This is a genomic window from Actinokineospora spheciospongiae (assembly GCF_003182415.1).
GTDB classification, from domain to species: domain Bacteria; phylum Actinomycetota; class Actinomycetes; order Mycobacteriales; family Pseudonocardiaceae; genus Actinokineospora; species Actinokineospora spheciospongiae.
Genome location: NZ_QHCP01000006.1, coordinates 176,133 through 194,178 on the forward strand (window position 1 = coordinate 176,133; position 18,046 = coordinate 194,178).

Sequence of the window (18,046 nt, forward strand, 5' to 3'; positions counted from 1 at the left end):
CTGCACAGCGGCCGTCAGGCCTCTTGGACGAGCGCCCGGATGACAGTGGCGATCAACGGGTGCTCCTGGCGGCCGGTCCGGGTCAACGCGAACACGTGCCGGGCGGCCGGGATCGCGAGTTCCACCCCCCGGCCCTCGGGCAGGGCGGTGCGCGGGATCAGCGCGACGGCCCCGGCGGCGATGAGGGCCAGTTGGGCGGTGAAGTCGTCGGAGGTGTGGTGGATGCGGGGCCGGAACCCCGCGCCCTGGCACGCCTGGAGGACCACGTCCTGGCAGGGGTTGCCCGCCGAGGGGACCACCCAGGGGTCGCGGGCCAACTCGCGGAGATCGATCTCGGCGTGCCCCTCGAGCGGGTGGTCCGGCGACAGGACCGCGTCGAACGGCTCGGAGTAGAGCGGCGTGCTGGCGACCCGGGGGTTCTCCTCGGGACGCATGGTGACCGCGATGTCGATCTCGCCGTCGAGCAGCATCGGCAGGCTGTGGTGCCCCTCGGCGTCATTGACGTGCACCTCGATCCCCACCCGCCGTAGGTTCGCCACAGCAGGCGCCACCACCCGCGTGATGGCCGTGGCGAACGCGGCCACCCGAACCCGCCCAGCCCGCCCCGCCGCCAACTCCGCGAGCCGCGCCTCCGCGCGGTCCAACTCCGCGAGGACGGCATCGGCGTGCTCGGCGAGCAGTTCCCCGGCAGCCGTCAACCACACCCGCCGCCCCTTGCGGCGCAGGAGTTCCTGCCCCGCCTCGGACTCCAGCACGGCCAACTGCTGCGACACCGCCGACGGCGTCAGGTGCAACGCGCGCCCCGCCGCCGTCACGGTCCCGTGGTCGGCGAGCGCCCGCAGCACCCGCAGCCGCCGTGGGTCGATCACCGGACCCCCACGGCTACAGGACGATGTTGACCAGGCGGCCGGGGACGACGATGACCTTGCGGGGGGTGCCGCCGTCGACCAGGGCGGCGACCTTGTCGTCGGCCAGGGCGGTTGCCTTGACCTCGTCCTGGGTGGCCGCCGCCGGGACGGTGATGCGGCTGCGGACCTTGCCGTTGACCTGGATGGGGTATTCCACGGTGTCCTCGACCAGGTACTTCTCGTCCGCGGTCGGGAAGGGGCCGTGGGCCAGGGACTCGGCGTGGCCCAGCTTCGACCACAGTTCCTCGGCCAGGTGCGGGCACAGCGGGGCCAGCATCGGGACGATCGCCTCCGCGACGACGCGGGGGGCGCCACCGGGGAAGTTCTTCGTCAGGTGGTTGTTCAGCTCGATCAGCTTGGCGCCCGCGGTGTTGTAGCGCAGGTTGGCGTAGTCCTCGTGCACACCGGCGATCGACTTGTGCAGCAGGCGCAGCGTGGCCTCGTCCGGGGCGTCGGCGACCACGCGGGTTTCGCCGGTCTCCTCGTCGACCAGGTTGCGCCACAGGCGTTGCAGGAAGCGCTGGGCGCCGATGACGTCCTTGGTGGCCCAGGGGCGGGAGACGTCCATGGGGCCCATCGACATCTCGTACATGCGGAAGGTGTCGGCGCCGTAGGTCTCGCACATCTCGTCCGGCGTGACCACGTTGCGCAGGCTCTTGCCCATCTTGCCGTACTCCTGGCGGACCTCCTGGTCGCCGTGGAAGTACTTGCCGCCGCGCTCGACGACCTCGCCGGCGTTGACGTACACGCCGCGCGGGTCGACGTAGGCGTACGCCTGGATGTAGCCCTGGTTGAACAGCCTGCGGTAGGGCTCCTCGCCGGTGACGTGGCCCAGGTCGAACAGGACCTTCTGCCAGAAGCGGGAGTACAGCAGGTGCAGGACCGCGTGCTCGACGCCGCCGACGTACAGGTCGACGCCGCCGGGGTCGTTCGCGCCGTGCTCGGGGCGCGGGCCCAGCCAGTACTGCTCGTTCTCCGGTTCGCAGAAGCGGTCGGGGTCGGTGGGGTCGACGTAGCGCAGTTGGTACCAGCACGAACCGGCCCAGTTGGGCATGGTGTTGGCGTCGCGGCGGTAGGTCTTGACGCCGTCGCCCAGGTCCAGGTCGACGGTGATCCAGTCGGCGGCCCGGGACAGCGGGGGGGAGGGCTCGGAGTCGGCGTCCTCGGGGTCGAAGGTGCGCGGGGAGTAGTCGTCGACCTCGGGCAGCTCGATCGGCAGCATGGATTCCGGGACCGCGATGGGGGTTCCGGCCTCGTCGTAGACGATCGGGAAGGGCTCGCCCCAGTAGCGCTGGCGGGAGAACAGCCAGTCGCGCAGCTTGAACTGGATGGTGCCCTCGCCGTGGCCGTGCTCCTCCAGCCAGCCGATCGCGGCCTTCTTGGCCTCATCGATGGGCAGGCCGTCCAGGAAGCCGGAGTTGACCGCCGGGCCGTCGCCGGTGAACGCCTCGCCGTCGAAGCCCTCGGGGGGCTGCACGGTGCGGCGGACGGGCAGGCCGAAGGCGGTGGCGAAGTCCCAGTCGCGCTGGTCCTGGCCGGGCACGGCCATGATCGCGCCGGTGCCGTAGCCGGCCAGCACGTAGTCGGCGATGAACACCGGGATGCTCTCGCCGTTGATCGGGTTGACCGCGTGCGCGCCGGTGAAGACGCCGGTCTTCTCCCGGTTCTCCTGCCGCTCCAGCTCCGACTTGGTCGACGCGGCGCGGCGGTAGGCGGCGACGGCGTCGGCCGGGGTGGCCGCGCCCCCGGTCCAGCGCTCGTCGGTACCCTCGGGCCACTGCGCGGTGGTGATCGTGTCGACCAGGGCGTGCTCTGGGGCCAGGACCATGTAGGTGGCGCCGAACAGGGTGTCGGGGCGGGTGGTGAAGACGACGATGGTCTCCGCGCCCGAGGCGAACTTCACGCGGGCGCCGTTGGAGCGGCCGATCCAGTTGCGCTGCATCGACTTGACCTTCTCCGGCCAGTCCAGCCGGTCCAGGTCGTCGATCAGGCGGTCGCCGTAGGCGGTGATCCGCATCATCCACTGGCGCAGGTTGCGGCGGAACACCGGGAAGTTGCCGCGCTCGGTGCGGCCGTCGGCGGTGACTTCCTCGTTGGAGACCACCGTGCCCAGGCCCGGCGCCCAGTTGACGGGGGCCTCGGACAGGTAGACCAGGCGGTGCTCGTTCAGCACCTTGGCGCGCTCGGCCGCGGACAGCTCGCCCCACGGCTTGCCGTCGAAGGTCTCCCCGGACGCGGCGAACTTCGCCTCCAGCTCGGCGATCGGGCGGGCGCGGCCCTGCTCGGCGTCGTAGTAGGAGTTGAAGATCTGCAGGAAGATCCACTGCGTCCAGCGGTAGTACTCCGGGTCGATCGTGGAGATCCGGCGCCGCTCGTCGTGGCCCAGGCCCAGCCTGCGGATCTGGCGCAGGTAGGTCTGGATGTTGTCCTCGGTGGTCTTGCGCGGGTGCTGGCCGGTCTGCACCGCGTACTGCTCGGCGGGCAGGCCGAACGCGTCGAAGCCCATGGTGTGCAGCACGTTGCGACCGGTCATCCGGTGGTAGCGGGCGTACACGTCGGTGCCGATGAACCCCAGGGGGTGGCCGACGTGCAGGCCCGCGCCCGACGGGTACGGGAACATGTCCTGCACGAACAGCTTGTCGGCCGGGACCTCCGCGCCGTCCGACAGCGGGCCGACCGGGTTCGGCGCGTGGTAGGTGCCGTTGGCCTCCCAGTACTCCTGCCAGCGCTGCTCGATCCGGCCTGCCAGCTCGGCGGTGTACCGGTGCCCCGGGACCGTGTCCGGTGTGGTGTCGCTCATCCGAGGGTTCCTTCCACTGCGTCTCCTGCTTGCCCTGACAACAAGAAACCCCTCAGCCAACGAATGGCATGAGGGGTTGCCGCGCTCACCAGTGGCTGGTCAGCGCGGCCCAGCAAGGAGCAGGCGAGCCGTACTCATGTGGAACAGGGTACCGCACCCGTGCAGCGCTTTTCGGTAGCGCTCCCCGGTTGCGGCGAACCCCGTCCAAGCGATCCCGGCGCGCCGCTTACCATCGAGCCGTGAACCTCGTGCCGCTCGCCCCGCTGGTCGCGGGCCTCCCGCTGCTCGCCGTCGGATTCCTCGGCCTGACCGAGCGGTTGCCGCGCAACCGCTTCGGCGGCGTGCGGACCCCGGCGACGCTGCGCAGCGACGAGGCGTTCCGGGTGGGCAACAAGGTCGCCGGGCTGCCGACGCTGGTCGCGGGCGCGGTCGGGGTGCTGGGCGCGGTGGCGGCGTGGGCCATGCCGGGGACCGGCGGGCTGCTGGTGGTGGCGCTGATCGCGTTCGTCGGGTTGGTCGCCATCACCCTGGCGGGCGGTGTGCTGGGCAACCGGGCGGCGGACGCGGTGCCGGAGCCCGCGCCGGAACTGCCCGCGGGTTGCGCCGGGTGCCAGTGCGGCGCGGGCGGCTGCGGGACGTTCACCAAGACCGCCTAGTTGTCCTTCACGTCACCCGGGTGGGTGGCCAGCAGCGCCAGCGGCATCCCCTGCCTGCGCAGGACGCGGCCCCACAGGTCCTCCTCCGCGGGGGCCAGCACGTCGTTGGGCAGCGCCGGGACCACGATCCAGTCGCCGCGGTCGATCTCTCCCGCGAGCTGGCCGACGTCCCACCCGGCGTAACCGGCGAAGACCCGCATCCCCCGGAACTTGGGGACCAGGACCTCCGGGTCGGCGTCGAGGTCGACCAGGGCCACCGGGCCGCGCACGCTGATCAGGCCGGTGACGCCGTCGAGGTTCTCCCCGGTGCGCATGGCGGCCAGGCACAGCGCCGTCTTCTGCTCGACCGGGCCGCCGACGAACACGGAGCCGGGGCGGGTCACGTGCGGGCCCCAGTTCGGCAGCACGTCGTCCACCGGGACGTCGCTGGGGCGGTTGAGCACGACCCCGAGCGTGCCCTCGCCCCGGTGGTCGATGACGTAGACCACCGTGCGGCGGAAGTTGGAGTCGAGCAGGCTCGGCGCCGCGACGAGCAGCGTTCCCGGCTCGACCTCGGGATCGGAGGTCACCCCGCCATGATCCCACCTCGGCGGCGGGAGGCGGCAGCCAACACGGCGCAGACGGGAACAACACCGGCGAGTCGCGCGTTGAAGGGGGTGGTCGGCACCACCGTGTCCCCCGGGCTCAACCTGAACCGCCTTCGTGGAATACCGCTCGGCTGGAGCCACGTTGCGCGACCCGCCGTGAGGCGACCGGGTGTCGACCCCGGATTGGGCGGTCCCTCGGGGCCGCCCAATCCGGTTTTCTAGGCTGTCCCGTCGTGAGCACCGTCGGGCACGACCGGGTCGGAGCGCGGGCGCTCCTCGCTGGGGCCGGGTTCCGCCGACTCCTCTACAGCCGCTTCGCCGCCCAGTGGGGCGACGGCCTGTTCCAGGCCGGTCTGGCCGGGGCGGTCCTGTTCAACCCGGAGCGCGAGGCCGACCCGCTGGCCATCGCCGCCGGTTTCACCGCGCTGCTGCTGCCGTACTCGGTCGTCGGCCCGTTCGCGGGCGCCCTCCTCGACCGCTGGGACCGGCGGCGGGTGCTGGTCGTGGCGAACCTGCTGCGCGGGGTCCTGGTGCTGGTGTCGGCGCTGGCCGTGGCACTGGGGTCGACCGGCCTGTTCGGGCTGGCGCTGGTGGTCGTGGGGATCAGCCGCTTCGTGGGGTCCGGGCTGTCGGCGTCGCTGCCGCACGTGGTGCCGGTGCCGACGCTGGTGGAGGCGAACGCCCTGGCCACCACCCTGGGCTCGGTGGTGACGGTGTTCGGCGCGGTCTGCGCGGTCGGCCTGCGCGCGGTGTTCGGCGACGGGGACGTCGGGTCGGGGGCGACCACGGCGTTCGCGGTGCTCGGCTCGGTGGCGGCGGCCTGGTTCGCAGGCCGGTTCGCGGCGGGTGCGCTGGGACCGGACGAGGTCAACGAGCCCAGGGAAACCGTGCGGGCCATCGCGCGCGGCCTGTTCGACGGCGGTCGGGCGGCGGTGCGGACACCGTCGGTGCTGGCCGGGTTCGTGGCGCTGCTGGCGCACCGGGCGGCGTTCGGGGTGGCGCTGCTGCTGGTGGTCCTGCTGATGCGGTTCCGGTTCGACTCCGGCCTGGGCGGTCTGGGCCTGGTCGCCGGGCTGTTCGGGGTGGGCATCCTGGTCGCCGGGCTGACCACCGCGCGGATAGTCGCCCGGTTCGGGCGGCGGCGGACCGTGCAGGGGGTGCTGGTGCTGGGGGCGGTGGCCATCGTGGGCCTCGGGCTGCCGCTGGCCATGCCGACCGTGCTGGCGGCGGCACTGCTGATCTCGTTCGCCGGGCAGATCGTGAAGCTGTGCGTGGACGCGGCCGTGCAGCGCGACATCGGGGACGACACGCGCGGGCGGGTGTTCGCGCTCTACGACACGCTGTTCAACGTCACGCAGGTGGCGGCCGTGGCGCTGGCCGCGCTGGTGGTGGCCCCGGACGGGGCGTCGCCGGGGCTGATCCTGGCGGCGGGCGGGTGCTACCTGGTGGGCCTGGTCGGCTTCACGGCGGTCACCCGCCACGGGTGACGCGGGTTGTCCACAGGCGAGGGTTTTTCCGCCGCGTCACTCCATGGTTGTCCACAGGTTTTCGGCAGGTCTGTTCCCGCAGGTCAGGAGCGATAGACTGGCTTCGGGGACGCCCCCCAGGGAGTGGCGGGGGCTGCTTTGCGGGCGGGTGGCCGCGGACCTGCCTTGATAGCCGCATCCGGGCAGGGTGGAATGACGCGGTTTCCTCGCACCTCAGGTACGGGGTTTGTGGTGCTGTGCAGGTGCCGAAGCCGTTCCGGGCCGTGTGCTACCTCGCCGTCTGGCCGCTGCTCGCGGACGTGGCGCCGGTCGAGCCCTGGTGCATCGCACGCGTGTCACCCGGGTGCGTCGCTGCGCGCTGTGAGTGCACAGGGGGCATGCCACCACCTGCTAACGCGCTACCTCCCCGGTGCCGTCTCGCGCTTGCTCACGATCCGCTCGTCTTCCTGGTAGTTGTCGCCCCCGGGTGGAGCCATGTTGGTGACCAGGAGGTCGGTGACGACCCCGTCGGCGCAGGTGACTCGCAGCACCTGGCCCCGGTTGCCTAGGTCCACCGGTTCGACCGAGGAGACTCCGGGGTGCTCCGTGAGCAGATCACTCACCAGAGCCCGAAAACGGCTGTTGCGCACGGCTCACCACCCCTGCTTCGGCGGCTGGTAGTCCCTGTGGTCCGGGATGCCCGGGCCGCTGGTCTGCATCACCTGGACGGCACCTGTGCCACCATTGGCGAAGTTCGCCTTGATCAGCACGTGGTTGTAGGCCACGTCCGGGGACAATTCCACTCCCCGCCGCATGTCCACGAACTCGGTGATCTCATCGTGGTCAAGTGCGCGCAGGCGCTCGTCCAGCCAATCCGTGAGTTCGTTCAGCTTCACCGGCCCATCCTCGCACCTGGGGTCAGGCGGGGGCGATGCCCTGCTCTTCCGCCCACTCGCGCAGGGCGGCGATGGCCTCTTCGTGGTCCATCGGGCCCCGGTCGAGGCGGAGTTCCTTGAGGTGGCGCCACGCCTGGCCCACCAGGGGACCTGGGGGCAGGCCGAGCAGGCGCATGATCTCGTTGCCGTCGAGGTCGGGGCGGACCCTGGCGAGGTCTTCCTCCTCCGCGATGCGGGCGATGCGCTCCTCCAGGCCGTCGTAGGTGCGCTGGAGGGCGTTGGCCTTGCGGCGGTTGCGGGTGGTGCAGTCGGCGCGGACGAGTTTGTGGAGGCGGGGGAGGAGGTCGCCCGCGTCGGTGACGTAGCGGCGGACCGCGGAGTCGGTCCACTCGCCCTTGCCGTAGCCGTGGAAGCGCAGGTGCAGGAACACCAGCTTGGCCACGTCCTCGGTGAGGTCCTTGCTGTAGCGCAGGGCCCGCAAGCGCTTTCGGACCATCTTGGCGCCGACCACCTCGTGGTGGTGGAAGCTGACGCCGCCCCCTTCGACGTGGCGGCGGGTGTCGGGCTTGCCGATGTCGTGCAGGAGGGCGGCCAGGCGCAGGACCAGGTCCGGTTCGGCGCCCTCTTCCTCCAGGTCGATGGCCTGGTCGAGGACGACGAGGGAGTGCTCGTAGACGTCCTTGTGCTGGTGGTGCTCGTCGATCTCCAGGCGCATCGCGGGCAGCTCGGGGAGGACGTGGGCGGCGAGGCCGGTGTCGACCAGCAGCTCGACGCCGCGGCGGGGGAACTTGCCGCAGAGGAGCTTGGACAGCTCGGCCTGGACGCGTTCGGGGGTGATGCGGGCGATCTCGGCGCACATCGACGTCATGGCCTCCAGCACCCGGGGGGCCGGGGTGAGGCCGAGTTGGCTGGCGAAGCGGGCCGCGCGCAGCATCCGCAGCGGGTCGTCGGCGAAGGACTCCTGCGGGGTCGCCGGGGTGTCCAGGACGCGGTCTCGCAGGGCGGACGTGCCGTCGTGGGGGTCGATGAACTCGCGTGAGGCCAGGTCGATGGCCATGGCGTTGACGGTGAAGTCGCGGCGGACCAGGTCGGCCTCGACCGTGTCGCCGAAGCGGACCTCGGGGTTGCGGGTGACCCGGTCGTAGGCGTCGGAGCGGAAGGTGGTGATCTCGCAGACGATGCCGCCCTTGCTGGCGCCGACGGTGCCGAAGGCGATGCCGGTGTCCCAGACCGCGTCGCCCCAGGGGGAGACCAGGGCGAGGATCTGCTCCGGGCGGGCGTCGGTGGTGAAGTCGAGGTCGTTGCCGTGCAACCGGCCGAGCATGGCGTCGCGGACGCTGCCGCCGACCAGGTAGAGGCTGTGGCCTGCACGCGCGAAGCGGGCCGCCAGGTCGTCGGCGACGGGGGAGACGCGCAGCAGCTCCACCACCGCGTTCTGGGCTGCCGAGGTTCGGGACACGGTTGACGAGGTTATCCGCAACGGCCCGCGCGCCGTCCGCCCGCCGCCCCCACTGCGCCGATCGCACTACCATCGCCTCCATGCCCCCGTCTTCCGGCAGGTCCCGAGGCGCGCGGTCCGGCCGCCGGTTGCGCCGCCGCGGCCGGAAGCTGACCACGGTCGACGAGACCTCCGCGGGTGGTCTCGTCATCGACCGCTCCACCTTCCGGGTGGCGTTGATCGGCAGGTTGGACCGGCGGGGGCGGTTGCTGTGGTCGCTGCCGAAGGGGCACATCGAGGCCGGGGAGACCCCCGAGCAGACCGCGGTGCGCGAGGTCGCCGAGGAGACCGGCATCGACGGCGAGGTGGTGCGCCCGCTCGGCACGATCGACTACTGGTTCGTGGCCGACGGCACCCGGCGCATCCACAAGACCGTGCACCACTTCCTGCTGGTGGCGCACTCCTTCGAGCTGTCCGACGAGGACGTCGAGGTGACCGAGGTGGCCTGGGTGGACTTCGACGAGCTCGACGCCCGGCTGGCCTACGCCGACGAGCGCCGTCTGGTGCGCAAAGCCCGCCAACTACTCTCCGAGCATCCACTGTCACCCGATCCGGTGGAGTCGGACCTGCCCGAGGTCGGACGGGCCTGAACGCGATGCCTGGAGCGAACCCGTGACTGATCGACTGCGCCGCACCGGCCTGGTGGTGCTCACCGCGGTCCTGGCGGCGCTGGTGGTGCCGCTGCCCTCGGCGGCGGCGCAGCAGTCGGGGCGGCTGCGCGTCGACCTCGACCAACTGCTGCCCCGGGTGGTGGACGCGGCGGCGCAGGCCATCACCGTGACCGGGCGGATCACCAACACCGGTGACCGCAACGTCGAGCAGATCGAGGCCCGGTTGCAGCGCGGCGCGGTGCTCGACACCGAGTCGGCGCTGCGCGGCGCGCTCAACGACCCGCAGAAGACCGACGCGGTGAACCGCCCGCAGGTCAGCTCCACCTTCCAGCCGATCTCCGACCGCCTGGACCCCGGTGAGTCGGCGGAGTTCTCGATCTCCGTGCCGCTGGGCGCGGACAGGGGCGCGTTGAAGCTGGACCGGCCCGGGGTGTACCCGGTGGCCCTCAACTTCAACGGTGACCCGGAGTTCGGCCGCACCGAGCGGGTCGGCGCGCTGAGCACGCTGCTGCCGGTGCTGTCGGTCCCCGGTGGCGGCGCGGTTCCCCCGCCCGCCGCGCCGAGCAGGCTGACCGTGCTGTGGCCGCTGGTCGACGACCGGCCGCGCCGGGTGCAGACCCCGCTCGACGGGACCCCGCCGGTGTTCTCCGACGACGGCCTGTCCTCCTCGGTGTCCGGCGGCCGGTTGTTCAACCTGGTCGACGCGGTGCAGCGGGCGGCGCGGTCGAACGCGGCGGTGCTGCGCTCGCTGTGCTTCGCCGTGGACCCGGACCTGCTGGAGTCCGTGCAGGTGATGACCACCGGCTACCGGGTGCGCACCGCCGACGGGCGGCTGGTCGACGGCAGCGGCGGCCGGGCCGCGCAGTTGTGGCTGGACCGGGTGAAGGAGCTGACCCGCGGCCAGTGCGTGGTGGCGCTGCCCTACGCCGACGCGGACCTGGCGGCGCTGTCGCGGGCCGGGGCGACGACCCTGCAGGCCGACGCGCTCGACGTGGCCGCGTTGGTGGAGACCGCGCTGGGCACGAAACCGCTGGCCGGGGTGGTGTGGCCGGAGACCGGCACCCTCGACGCGCGCACCCTGGGCGACCTGGCGAAGCTGCGCCGCACCACGGTGCTGGTCGACTCCGGCAAGCTGCGCGACACCTCCGGCGCGGCGCCGTACCGGCTGGGCGACAACCTCAACGCCGTCCCCCACGACCAGTTGATCGCCAACTCGCTGTCCCCGCGGACCACCGGCGACGACTCCGGGGTGAAGACGTCCTCGGTGCAGAACGGGCTGGCGACCCTGGTGTTCCGCGCCGCCTTCCAGGCCGTTCCCGGGCAGGTCGAGCTGGTCGCCCCGCCGCGCAGGTGGAACGCCTCCGGTGCGGAGCTGACCGTGTTCCTGCAGGCCATCGAGTCGCTGGAGGCCCAGGGCTACCTCGACACGCTGGGGTTGCAGTCGCTGGTCGACGGCGCCGAGCAGGGGCAGGCGGGCGGGGTGGACTACTCCGCCGCCGACACCGCCGCCGAGCTGCCGTCGTCGGCGGTCGCGGCCGTGGCCCAGGTCGACGCGATGCAGCGCGAGCTGACCAGCACCGTGCTGTTCGAGGACGACACCCAGCTCGTGCAGCCGGACGCGCTGGTGCAGCCGCTGCGCGCCGGGTTGATCCGGGCGTCGTCGGCCGCTTGGCGGTCCACCCCGGAGCGGGCGGGGGCGGCCACCAACGAGGTGTCGAACCAGATGTCGGCGCTGCTGTCGCAGGTGACGGTGACCGACCCGGGCAGGCCGCTGTCGCTGGCCTCGGCGGACAGCCCGATCCCGGTCTACATCACCAACTGGCTGCCGGTGAAGGTGCAGGCCCGGATCAACCTCGGGTCCACCCCCGGGCTCAAGCCGGAGCAGCAGATCGTGGTGCAGATCCCGGCGAAGGCGTCGCTGCCGCGCTACCTGCCCGCCGAGGTCACCCGGTCCGGCCGGTTCAGCGTCGACATCTGGCTGACCACCGAGCAGGGCACCCGGCTCGGCGGGACCTCCCGGGTCGAACTGAACTCGACCTCGTACGGCAGCATCACCCTGGCGGTAACCTTCCTGGCCGCCGGTGTTCTCGTGCTGTTGGTCGGCCTGCGGTTGTTCCGCAGGATTCGCGCGCGGCGCACGGCGGGCACCGCGGTGACCGACCAGCTCTGACGGTGCCCCGGCGGTGGCTCGGGGCAGGACCAGCTCTCAGGCGGGGTACAAGTGAGCACACCGAGGACGGACAGCGTGCAGCAGGACGCGCCCGGGGAGGGCACCGCGCAGGTGCCCCCGGCCCAGCGGGCGGCCGCGCCGACGCCGTCGCTGGCGAAGGCCAGCGGGTCGATGGCGATCGCCACCCTGGTCAGCCGGATCACCGGGTTCTTCTGGAAGATCATGCTGGCCTGGGTGGTCGGCACGGACGTGGTGTCCGACTCGTTCACCATCGCCAACACGCTGCCCAACATCATCTTCGAGCTGCTGCTCGGCGGGGTGCTGGCGAGCATCGTGGTGCCGCTGCTGGTGCGCTCGCAGGACGACCCGGACGGCGGCGCCGAGTACACGAACCGGCTGCTCACCGTGGGGCTCACCGGGTTGGCGGTCGGCACCGTGGTCGCGGTGGCCGCCGCGCCGCTGTTCACCTGGCTCTACGTGGACGGCTCGACCGGCCGGGCCAACCCGGACCTGGTGACGGTGTTCGCCTACCTGCTGCTGCCGGAGATCCTGTTCTACGGGCTGTTCGCGCTGCTCTCGGCGATCCTGCAGGCCCGGCAGGTGTTCGGGCCGACCGCGTGGGCGCCGGTGGTCAACAACCTGGTCATCATCGCCACCCTCGGCGCCTACGCGCTGCTGCCCGGCGAGATCACCATCGACCCGGTGCGGATGACCGACGCGCACGTGCTGACCCTCGGTGTCGGGGTGACGCTGGGCATCGTGGTGCAGTCGGCGATGCTGCTGCCCGCGCTGCGCCGGATCGGGTTCCGGTTCCGCTGGACCTGGGGCATCGACGCCCGGCTCAAGGAGTTCGGCGGGCTGGCGCTGTGGATTCTGGGGTACGTGGCGATCAGCCAGGCGGGCATGGTGATCACCCAGCGGGTGCTGACCGCGGCGGCCGACGGCGGCGCGACGATCTACGCCAACGCCTGGCTGCTGTTCCAGCTCCCCTACGGCGTCATCGGCGTCTCGCTGCTGACCGCGATCCTGCCGAGGATGAGCAGGGCCGCGGCCGCGGGCGACACGAAGAAGCTGGTCGACGACCTGTCGGTGGGGGCGCGGCTGTCGACGGTGATGCTGGTGCCGATCAGCGCGGTGCTGACCGTGACCGGGTCGGCGATCGGCGTGGCGCTGTTCAACGCCGGTGAGACGACCTTCGTCGCGGCGCAGCGGCTGGGCCTGGCGCTGGCGTTCTCCGCGTTCGGCCTGCTGCCCTACGCGCTGGTGATGTTGCAGCTCCGGGTGTTCTACGCGATGAAGGACGCGCGCACGCCGACGCTGATCATGGTCGTGATGACCGTGGTGAAGGTCCCGCTGCTGTACATGACCGCCGCCGTGGTGCGCCCCGACCAGGTGGTCATCGGCGTGATGCTGGTCAACTCGCTGACCTTCGTCGTCGGCGCGGTCCTGGGCCAGATGTGGCTGTGGGTGCGGCTGGGCAACCTGCACAGCAAGAAGGTCGTCAAGGTCATCGCGATGAGCGTGGTGGCCGGGGTCGCCGGGGTGGCCGCCGGGTGGCTGGTCACCGGGCTGGTGCTGCCCGCCGGGGTCGAGGGGCGGGTCAGCGCGTGGGTGGCGCTGGTGGTGCAGGGGCTGGTGGCGAGCGTGGTCGCGTTCGGCGTGCTCGCGCTGTTCCGGGTGCCCGAGCTCAAGCCCGCGACCGACCGGATCACCCGACTGGTGCGCCGCGGTTGATCCGCTCGTCGCCGGTGGGCGGCGGATTTCCCGTACCCTCGTGAGCAACGTCGGCAGGGGCGTCGGCAGGCGGAGAGAACGGTGACGACAAGACGGACCGAGTACCCAGGGGGCGAGGGATCGGCTGGTCTGCGGGCCAAGGACGGTCTCCTCGTGCCCGGTGCCGTCGTCGGCGACGGCCGCTACCGGCTGCTGGCCCGGTTCGGCGTCGACGAGCGCGCCCGCGCCGAGCTGTGGCGCGCCCAGGACGGGCAACTGCGCCGCGACGTGGCGCTGACGCTGCTGATCGCCGACCCGGGGGACGGTGCCGCCGCCGCGGCGGCCCGGCGCACCCTGGAGCGGGTCACCTACTCCGCCCCGATCACCCACCCCGGCCAGGCCAGGGTGCTCGACGTGCTCAGCCCCGGCAACGGCATCGGCCACGGTGAGGGCCTGCTGGGCATGATCGTGGCCGACTGGACCCAGGGCACCGACCTGCTCGACGTCATCGCCGAGCACCCGCTGCCGCCCGCGACCGCCGCCCGGCTGCTGGAACCGCTGGCCGCCGCGGTCGAACTGGCCCACCACAGCGGCCTGGTCCTCGGCGTCGACCACCCGCAGCGGGTCCTGGTCAGCCCCGAGGGCACGCTCAAGCTCGCCTTCCCCGGCCCGCTGCCCGACACCGACCTGCAGGACGACGTGCGCGGTCTCGGCGCGCTGCTGTACCTGCTGCTGACCGGCCGCTGGCCGCTGCCCGACGGCCCGGCCGGGGTGCCCGCCGCGCCGACCGGGCCGGACGGCCGGGTCGTGTCGCCGCGGGCGATGTTCGGCTACATCCCGCACGACCTCTCCGCCGCCGCGGTCCGCAGCCTGTCCGACGACGAGACCGGCGGCATCCGCACCAGCGCCGGGCTGATCCGGGTGCTGGAGCGGGCGAAGGCGGCCCCGGACGTCACCGAGACCATCGCGGCGGTCGACGAGGAAGAGGAGTACGAGGACGACGGCGCGGTCTGGACGACCCGGCGGCCCAGCAACGACCGCACCAAGCGGCGCAAGCTCGCCATCGGCGTGACCGCGCTGGCGGTGGCCACCGTCGGCGTGCTGGCCTGGCTCGGCACCCAGCTCATCGGCTTCTTCGGCGACGACGGCCCCAGCGCGGGCGGGCCGGTCGCGGTGGCCACGGCCCCGGGCGGCGTGCCGGAGAACGCGCCCGCCCCGCCGCAGCCCGCCCAGCCGATCGACGCCGCCAGCGTGAAGGTGTTCAACGTCAAGGGCACCGCCGACAACCCCAACCGGGCCAGCCGCGCGGTCGACGGCGACGCGCAGACCGCGTGGAAGACCGACAGGTACCAGCGGCAGTTCCCGGCGCTCAAGCCCGGTGTGGGGATCATGGCGTCGTTCGCCGAGCCGGTCCGCTTCGCCGAGGTCACCATCGACTCGCCGAGCGCGGGCACCGTGGTGGAGATCCGCACGGCCCCGTCGGAGAAGCCGTCGCTGGAGGAGACCAGGGTGATCGGGCGGGCCACCCTGTCGGCGGGGCAGAACAAGCTCCAGCTCGACAGCGCCGAGCCGTCCCAGCACCTGCTGGTCTGGATCACCGCCCTGGGCGAGGGGAACGTGTCCGAACTCACCGAGGTCGGGTTCGTGCGTTCCCGGTGACGGCGGGTCCGCCGGTCGGGCACAGCCCGTCACTGCTGGTCGGAGCCGGTCACACCGCCCGGGAAGTGCCCTATACCCTGTTCGCGTGACCGCCGCTGCCAGTTCGGACGCCGACCTCATCGCGGCGCACGCCGCGGGGGACGCACGCGCCTTCGCCGAGCTCGTGCGCCGCCACCGGGACCGGATGTGGGCCGTCGCGCTGCGCACCCTCCGCGACCCGGAGGAGGCGTCGGACGCGCTGCAGGAGGCGTTCATCTCCGCGTTCCGCGCGGCGGGGTCGTTCCGGGCCGAGTCCCAGGTCACCACGTGGTTGCACCGCATCGTGGTGAACGCCTGCCTGGACCGGGTCCGGCGCAGGCAGGCCCGCCCGACGGTGCCGCTGCCGGAGACCGGGCCGGGCGAGCCGGTCACCCCGCGCGACGCGATGGCGGAACGGGAGACGCGGCTGGTGGTGCAGACGGCGTTGCAGGAGCTGTCCGAGGACCAGCGGGTGCCGATCCTGCTGGTGGACGTCGAGGGCTACTCGGTGGCCGAGACGGCGAAGATGCTGGGCATCGCCGAGGGCACCGTGAAGAGCCGTTGTGCGCGCGGTCGGGCGAAGCTGGCGAAAGTTCTCGGACATCTGTGGAACCCCGATGCAGATGCGAACGTCCCAGGTGGCGGTATGGACGGGCGAGATGTGCCGAGCAGGCGCCAGCGGGAGGGACGATGACGGACGAGGTTCGGGGCGGTCGAGGCCCCTCAGGCCCGCCGTGGTCTGTCGACCTCCTCGCCGACCTGCACGCGGGGGTGCTGGACCGGGAGCAGAGCGCCCGGTTGTGGCCGCGGGTGGAGGCGGACCCGGCGGCGCGGGCGATCCTGGACGCGCTGGAATCGGTGCGCACCGACCTCGGTGACCTCGGCGCGGCCCCGGTCGCGCCGATGCCCGCCCACTTCGCCGCGCGCCTGGACGCCGCACTGGACGCCGAGGCCCGACGGGCTCCCGGCGGTGGGGTGGCGGTCGCGCCGCTGCCGCCGCAGCCGGGGCTGGCCCCGGTGGTCGACCTGGACGCCGCGCGGCGCAAGCGCAACCGGATGGCCGCGTGGGCCGGTGGGCTGCTGACCGCGGCCGCCGCCGCGGTGGCGATCTCGATCGCGGTCGTGCCCACGTCGACGACGGGGGTGCCGAAGGCGGCGATGCCGCCCAGCGGGCAGACCCAGGTCCCGGGGGCGCAGCCGCCGCTGGCGGCCTCCAGCTCCGACCTGGGTGGCGCGATCGGCAAGGTCGGCACCACCAAGGACTACGGCGACCTCGGCGACCAGGCCGGGCTGGACCGGTGCCTGGCGGCCAACGACGTCGACCCGGCCAAGGCGCAGACGATCGGCGTGCGCCCGGTGACCCTCGACGGGAAGCCGGGGACGATGGCGATCCTGCTGGTGCCCGGCGAACTGGGGAAGTTCCGGGTGCTGGTGGTCGAGCCGGACTGCTCCGCGCTGGCCGACACCGTCATCGGCTGACGCGGTCGCGGCGGTCCTCCCGCTGCGGTTTTCCTCCGAGTCCCGCCGGTGCGACCCGTCACGGCGGGCGCGGAACAACCGGCGCATACGATCGCGTTGACACCAGAGCGCCAGGGAAACGGCCCGGGCGACTTGTCGACGGAGGAGCAGCATGGCTGCGCAAGCGGACCAGATCCGTGACCTGATCATCGTCGGTTCCGGTCCGGCCGGGTACACGGCCGCCGTGTACGCCGCCCGCGCCCAGCTCGAACCGCTGGTGTTCGAGGGATCGCAGTTCGGTGGGGCGCTGATGACGACCACCGAGGTGGAGAACTTCCCCGGCTTCCGCGACGGCATCATGGGCCCCGAGCTGATGGAGCAGATGCGCGCGCAGGCCGAGCGGTTCGGCGCCGAGCTGCGCGCCGAGGACGTCGACGAGGTCGAGCTGACCGGCGAGGTCAAGTACGTCACCGCCAACGGCGTCCGCTACGCCGCGCGCGCGGTCATCCTGGCGATGGGCGCCGCCGCGCGCTACCTGAACGTGCCCGGTGAGCAGGAGCTGCTCGGCCGCGGCGTGTCGGCGTGCGCCACCTGCGACGGCTTCTTCTTCCGCGACCAGGACATCGCCGTGCTCGGCGGCGGCGACTCGGCGATGGAGGAGGCCACCTTCCTCACCCGGTTCGCCAGGTCGGTCACCGTCATCCACCGGCGCGAGGACTTCCGCGCCTCCCGGATCATGCTGGAACGGGCCAGGGCCAACGAGAAGATCCGCTGGCAGCTCAACTCCGAGGTCACCGAGGTCACCGGCGACGGCACCGTCAAGGGCCTGAAGCTGCGCGACACCGCGACCGGCGCGGAGTCGGTGCTCGACGTCACCGGCTTCTTCCTGGCCATCGGCCACGACCCGCGCAGCGCGCTGGTCACCGGCCAGGTCGACGTCGACGCCGAGGGCTACGTGGTGACCAGGGGCAAGAGCAGCTACACCAACCTCGACGGCGTGTTCGCCGCGGGCGACCTGGTCGACCACGAGTACCGCCAGGCCATCACCGCCGCGGGGTCGGGCTGCGCGGCCGCGATCGACGCCGAGCGCTGGCTCGCCGAGCACGGTTCGGCGCAGGCCGAGTCGGCCCCCGAGCTGGTCGGCGGCGGCTACGGCCCCGGCACCAACTGACATCCCGCAACCTGTCTGAGGAGAAGAAGAGATGGCTGGCAACACCGTCGACGTGACCGACAAGACCTTCGTGGACGAGGTCCTGACCAGCGACAAGCCGGTGATCGTGGACTTCTGGGCAACCTGGTGCGGGCCGTGCCGGATGGTCTCGCCGGTGCTGGACGAGATCGCGGGCGAGAACAAGGACAAGATCACCGTGGCGAAGGTCGACATCGACAAGAACCCGGGCACCGCGCGCGACTACCAGATCATGTCGGTGCCGACGATGATCGTGTTCCAGGGCGGCAAGGCGGTGAAGACCATCGTGGGCGCCAAGCCGAAGGCCGTGCTGCTCAAGGACCTCGCCGACTACCTGGGCTGAGATCCCGGGCTGATCCCGGGCCGAGCCGGGCTGATCAGCCCAAACCGAGGCAACCCCGACCCGGGGCCCGTGCG

16 protein-coding genes are annotated in these 18,046 nt (G+C 72.3%); 10 read left to right on the forward strand and 6 right to left on the reverse strand.

Going from position 1 to position 18,046, the window contains the following annotated elements; genetic code table 11:
* Positions 1–14: 14 nt before the first annotated feature.
* Together DFQ13_RS18225 and leuS are read right to left on the reverse strand one after the other, a co-directional pair.
* On the reverse strand, positions 15–869 hold the full coding sequence (locus tag DFQ13_RS18225) for a LysR family transcriptional regulator (protein WP_110080674.1): 855 nt from the start codon (positions 867–869) through the stop codon (positions 15–17).
* Positions 870–882: 13 nt separating this feature from the next.
* Positions 883–3,708, reverse strand: a complete 2,826-nt coding sequence (gene leuS / locus DFQ13_RS18230) for a leucine--tRNA ligase (RefSeq protein ID WP_110080675.1) — start codon at positions 3,706–3,708, stop codon at positions 883–885.
* 239 nt (positions 3,709–3,947) lie between these two features.
* On the opposite strand from leuS, the gene DFQ13_RS18235 reads away from it, so the two are divergent.
* On the forward strand, positions 3,948–4,364 hold the full coding sequence (locus DFQ13_RS18235; protein ID WP_035289871.1) for an SdpI family protein: 417 nt from the start codon (positions 3,948–3,950) through the stop codon (positions 4,362–4,364).
* Here DFQ13_RS18235 and DFQ13_RS18240 read toward each other — a convergent pair.
* On the reverse strand, positions 4,361–4,933 hold the full coding sequence (locus DFQ13_RS18240) for a YqgE/AlgH family protein (RefSeq protein WP_035289869.1): 573 nt from the start codon (positions 4,931–4,933) through the stop codon (positions 4,361–4,363). The genes DFQ13_RS18235 and DFQ13_RS18240 overlap by 4 nt on opposite strands.
* A 251-nt stretch (positions 4,934–5,184) precedes the next feature.
* Here DFQ13_RS18240 and DFQ13_RS18245 point away from each other — a divergent pair, with 251 nt between their 5' ends.
* Positions 5,185–6,438, forward strand: a complete 1,254-nt coding sequence (locus DFQ13_RS18245; protein WP_110080676.1) for an MFS transporter — start codon at positions 5,185–5,187, stop codon at positions 6,436–6,438.
* A 398-nt stretch (positions 6,439–6,836) separates the two neighbouring features.
* On the opposite strand, the gene DFQ13_RS18250 is transcribed toward DFQ13_RS18245, so the two are convergent.
* The 3 genes from DFQ13_RS18250 to DFQ13_RS18260 are packed head-to-tail and all read right to left on the reverse strand — an operon-like array spanning position 6,837 to position 8,772.
* Positions 6,837–7,040 carry a hypothetical protein gene (locus DFQ13_RS18250; protein ID WP_035289865.1) on the reverse strand — a complete coding sequence of 68 codons (204 nt, stop codon included), beginning with the start codon at positions 7,038–7,040 and terminating at the stop codon, positions 6,837–6,839.
* A gap of 30 nt (positions 7,041–7,070) precedes the next feature.
* Entirely contained in the window at positions 7,071–7,313 is a 243-nt protein-coding gene (locus DFQ13_RS18255) for a hypothetical protein (RefSeq protein ID WP_035289863.1), read from the reverse strand.
* A gap of 22 nt (positions 7,314–7,335) precedes the next feature.
* Entirely contained in the window at positions 7,336–8,772 is a 1,437-nt protein-coding gene (locus DFQ13_RS18260) for a CCA tRNA nucleotidyltransferase (protein WP_110080677.1), read from the reverse strand.
* A gap of 80 nt (positions 8,773–8,852) precedes the next feature.
* On the opposite strand from DFQ13_RS18260, the gene DFQ13_RS18265 reads away from it, so the two are divergent.
* From DFQ13_RS18265 to trxA, 8 genes are all read left to right on the forward strand, one after another.
* Complete coding sequence (locus DFQ13_RS18265; RefSeq protein ID WP_035289861.1) at positions 8,853–9,401, forward strand: NUDIX hydrolase; 549 nt, start codon at positions 8,853–8,855, stop codon at positions 9,399–9,401.
* Positions 9,402–9,423: 22 nt separating this feature from the next.
* Complete coding sequence (locus DFQ13_RS18270) at positions 9,424–11,592, forward strand: DUF6049 family protein (RefSeq protein WP_110080678.1); 2,169 nt, start codon at positions 9,424–9,426, stop codon at positions 11,590–11,592.
* Positions 11,593–11,643: 51 nt separating this feature from the next.
* Positions 11,644–13,326: a murein biosynthesis integral membrane protein MurJ gene (gene murJ / locus DFQ13_RS18275; protein ID WP_084176416.1), complete on the forward strand. Its 1,683-nt coding sequence runs from the start codon at positions 11,644–11,646 to the stop codon at positions 13,324–13,326.
* A gap of 81 nt (positions 13,327–13,407) precedes the next feature.
* Positions 13,408–14,964, forward strand: coding sequence for a protein kinase family protein (locus DFQ13_RS18280; protein ID WP_233438472.1), 1,557 nt, complete (start codon positions 13,408–13,410; stop codon positions 14,962–14,964).
* 85 nt (positions 14,965–15,049) lie between these two features.
* Positions 15,050–15,676, forward strand: a complete 627-nt coding sequence (gene sigM / locus DFQ13_RS18285) for an RNA polymerase sigma factor SigM (protein WP_110080680.1) — start codon at positions 15,050–15,052, stop codon at positions 15,674–15,676.
* Complete coding sequence (locus DFQ13_RS18290; RefSeq protein WP_110080681.1) at positions 15,673–16,461, forward strand: hypothetical protein; 789 nt, start codon at positions 15,673–15,675, stop codon at positions 16,459–16,461. The genes sigM and DFQ13_RS18290 overlap by 4 nt, the downstream gene beginning before the upstream one ends.
* Positions 16,462–16,612: 151 nt before the next feature.
* Positions 16,613–17,611 (forward strand): thioredoxin-disulfide reductase, encoded by a 999-nt coding sequence (gene trxB, locus DFQ13_RS18295; RefSeq protein WP_035289849.1) that lies wholly within the window; start codon positions 16,613–16,615, stop codon positions 17,609–17,611.
* Positions 17,612–17,642: 31 nt separating this feature from the next.
* A complete protein-coding gene (trxA, locus tag DFQ13_RS18300) occupies positions 17,643–17,972 on the forward strand; it encodes a thioredoxin (RefSeq protein WP_035289847.1) in 330 nt (109 codons plus the stop codon).
* Positions 17,973–18,046: the final 74 nt, after the last annotated feature.

What these genes read in the sequence shown, in the direction of transcription:
- leuS (WP_110080675.1), bottom strand. Translation starts at nt 3,708, where the DNA reads ATGAGCGACACCACACCGGACACGGTCCCGGGGCACCGGTACACCGCC.
- DFQ13_RS18265 (WP_035289861.1), top strand. Translation starts at nt 8,853, where the DNA reads ATGCCCCCGTCTTCCGGCAGGTCCCGAGGCGCGCGGTCCGGCCGCCGG.
- DFQ13_RS18290 (WP_110080681.1), top strand. Translation starts at nt 15,673, where the DNA reads ATGACGGACGAGGTTCGGGGCGGTCGAGGCCCCTCAGGCCCGCCGTGG.
- trxB (WP_035289849.1), top strand. Translation starts at nt 16,613, where the DNA reads ATGGCTGCGCAAGCGGACCAGATCCGTGACCTGATCATCGTCGGTTCC.
- trxA (WP_035289847.1), top strand. Translation starts at nt 17,643, where the DNA reads ATGGCTGGCAACACCGTCGACGTGACCGACAAGACCTTCGTGGACGAG.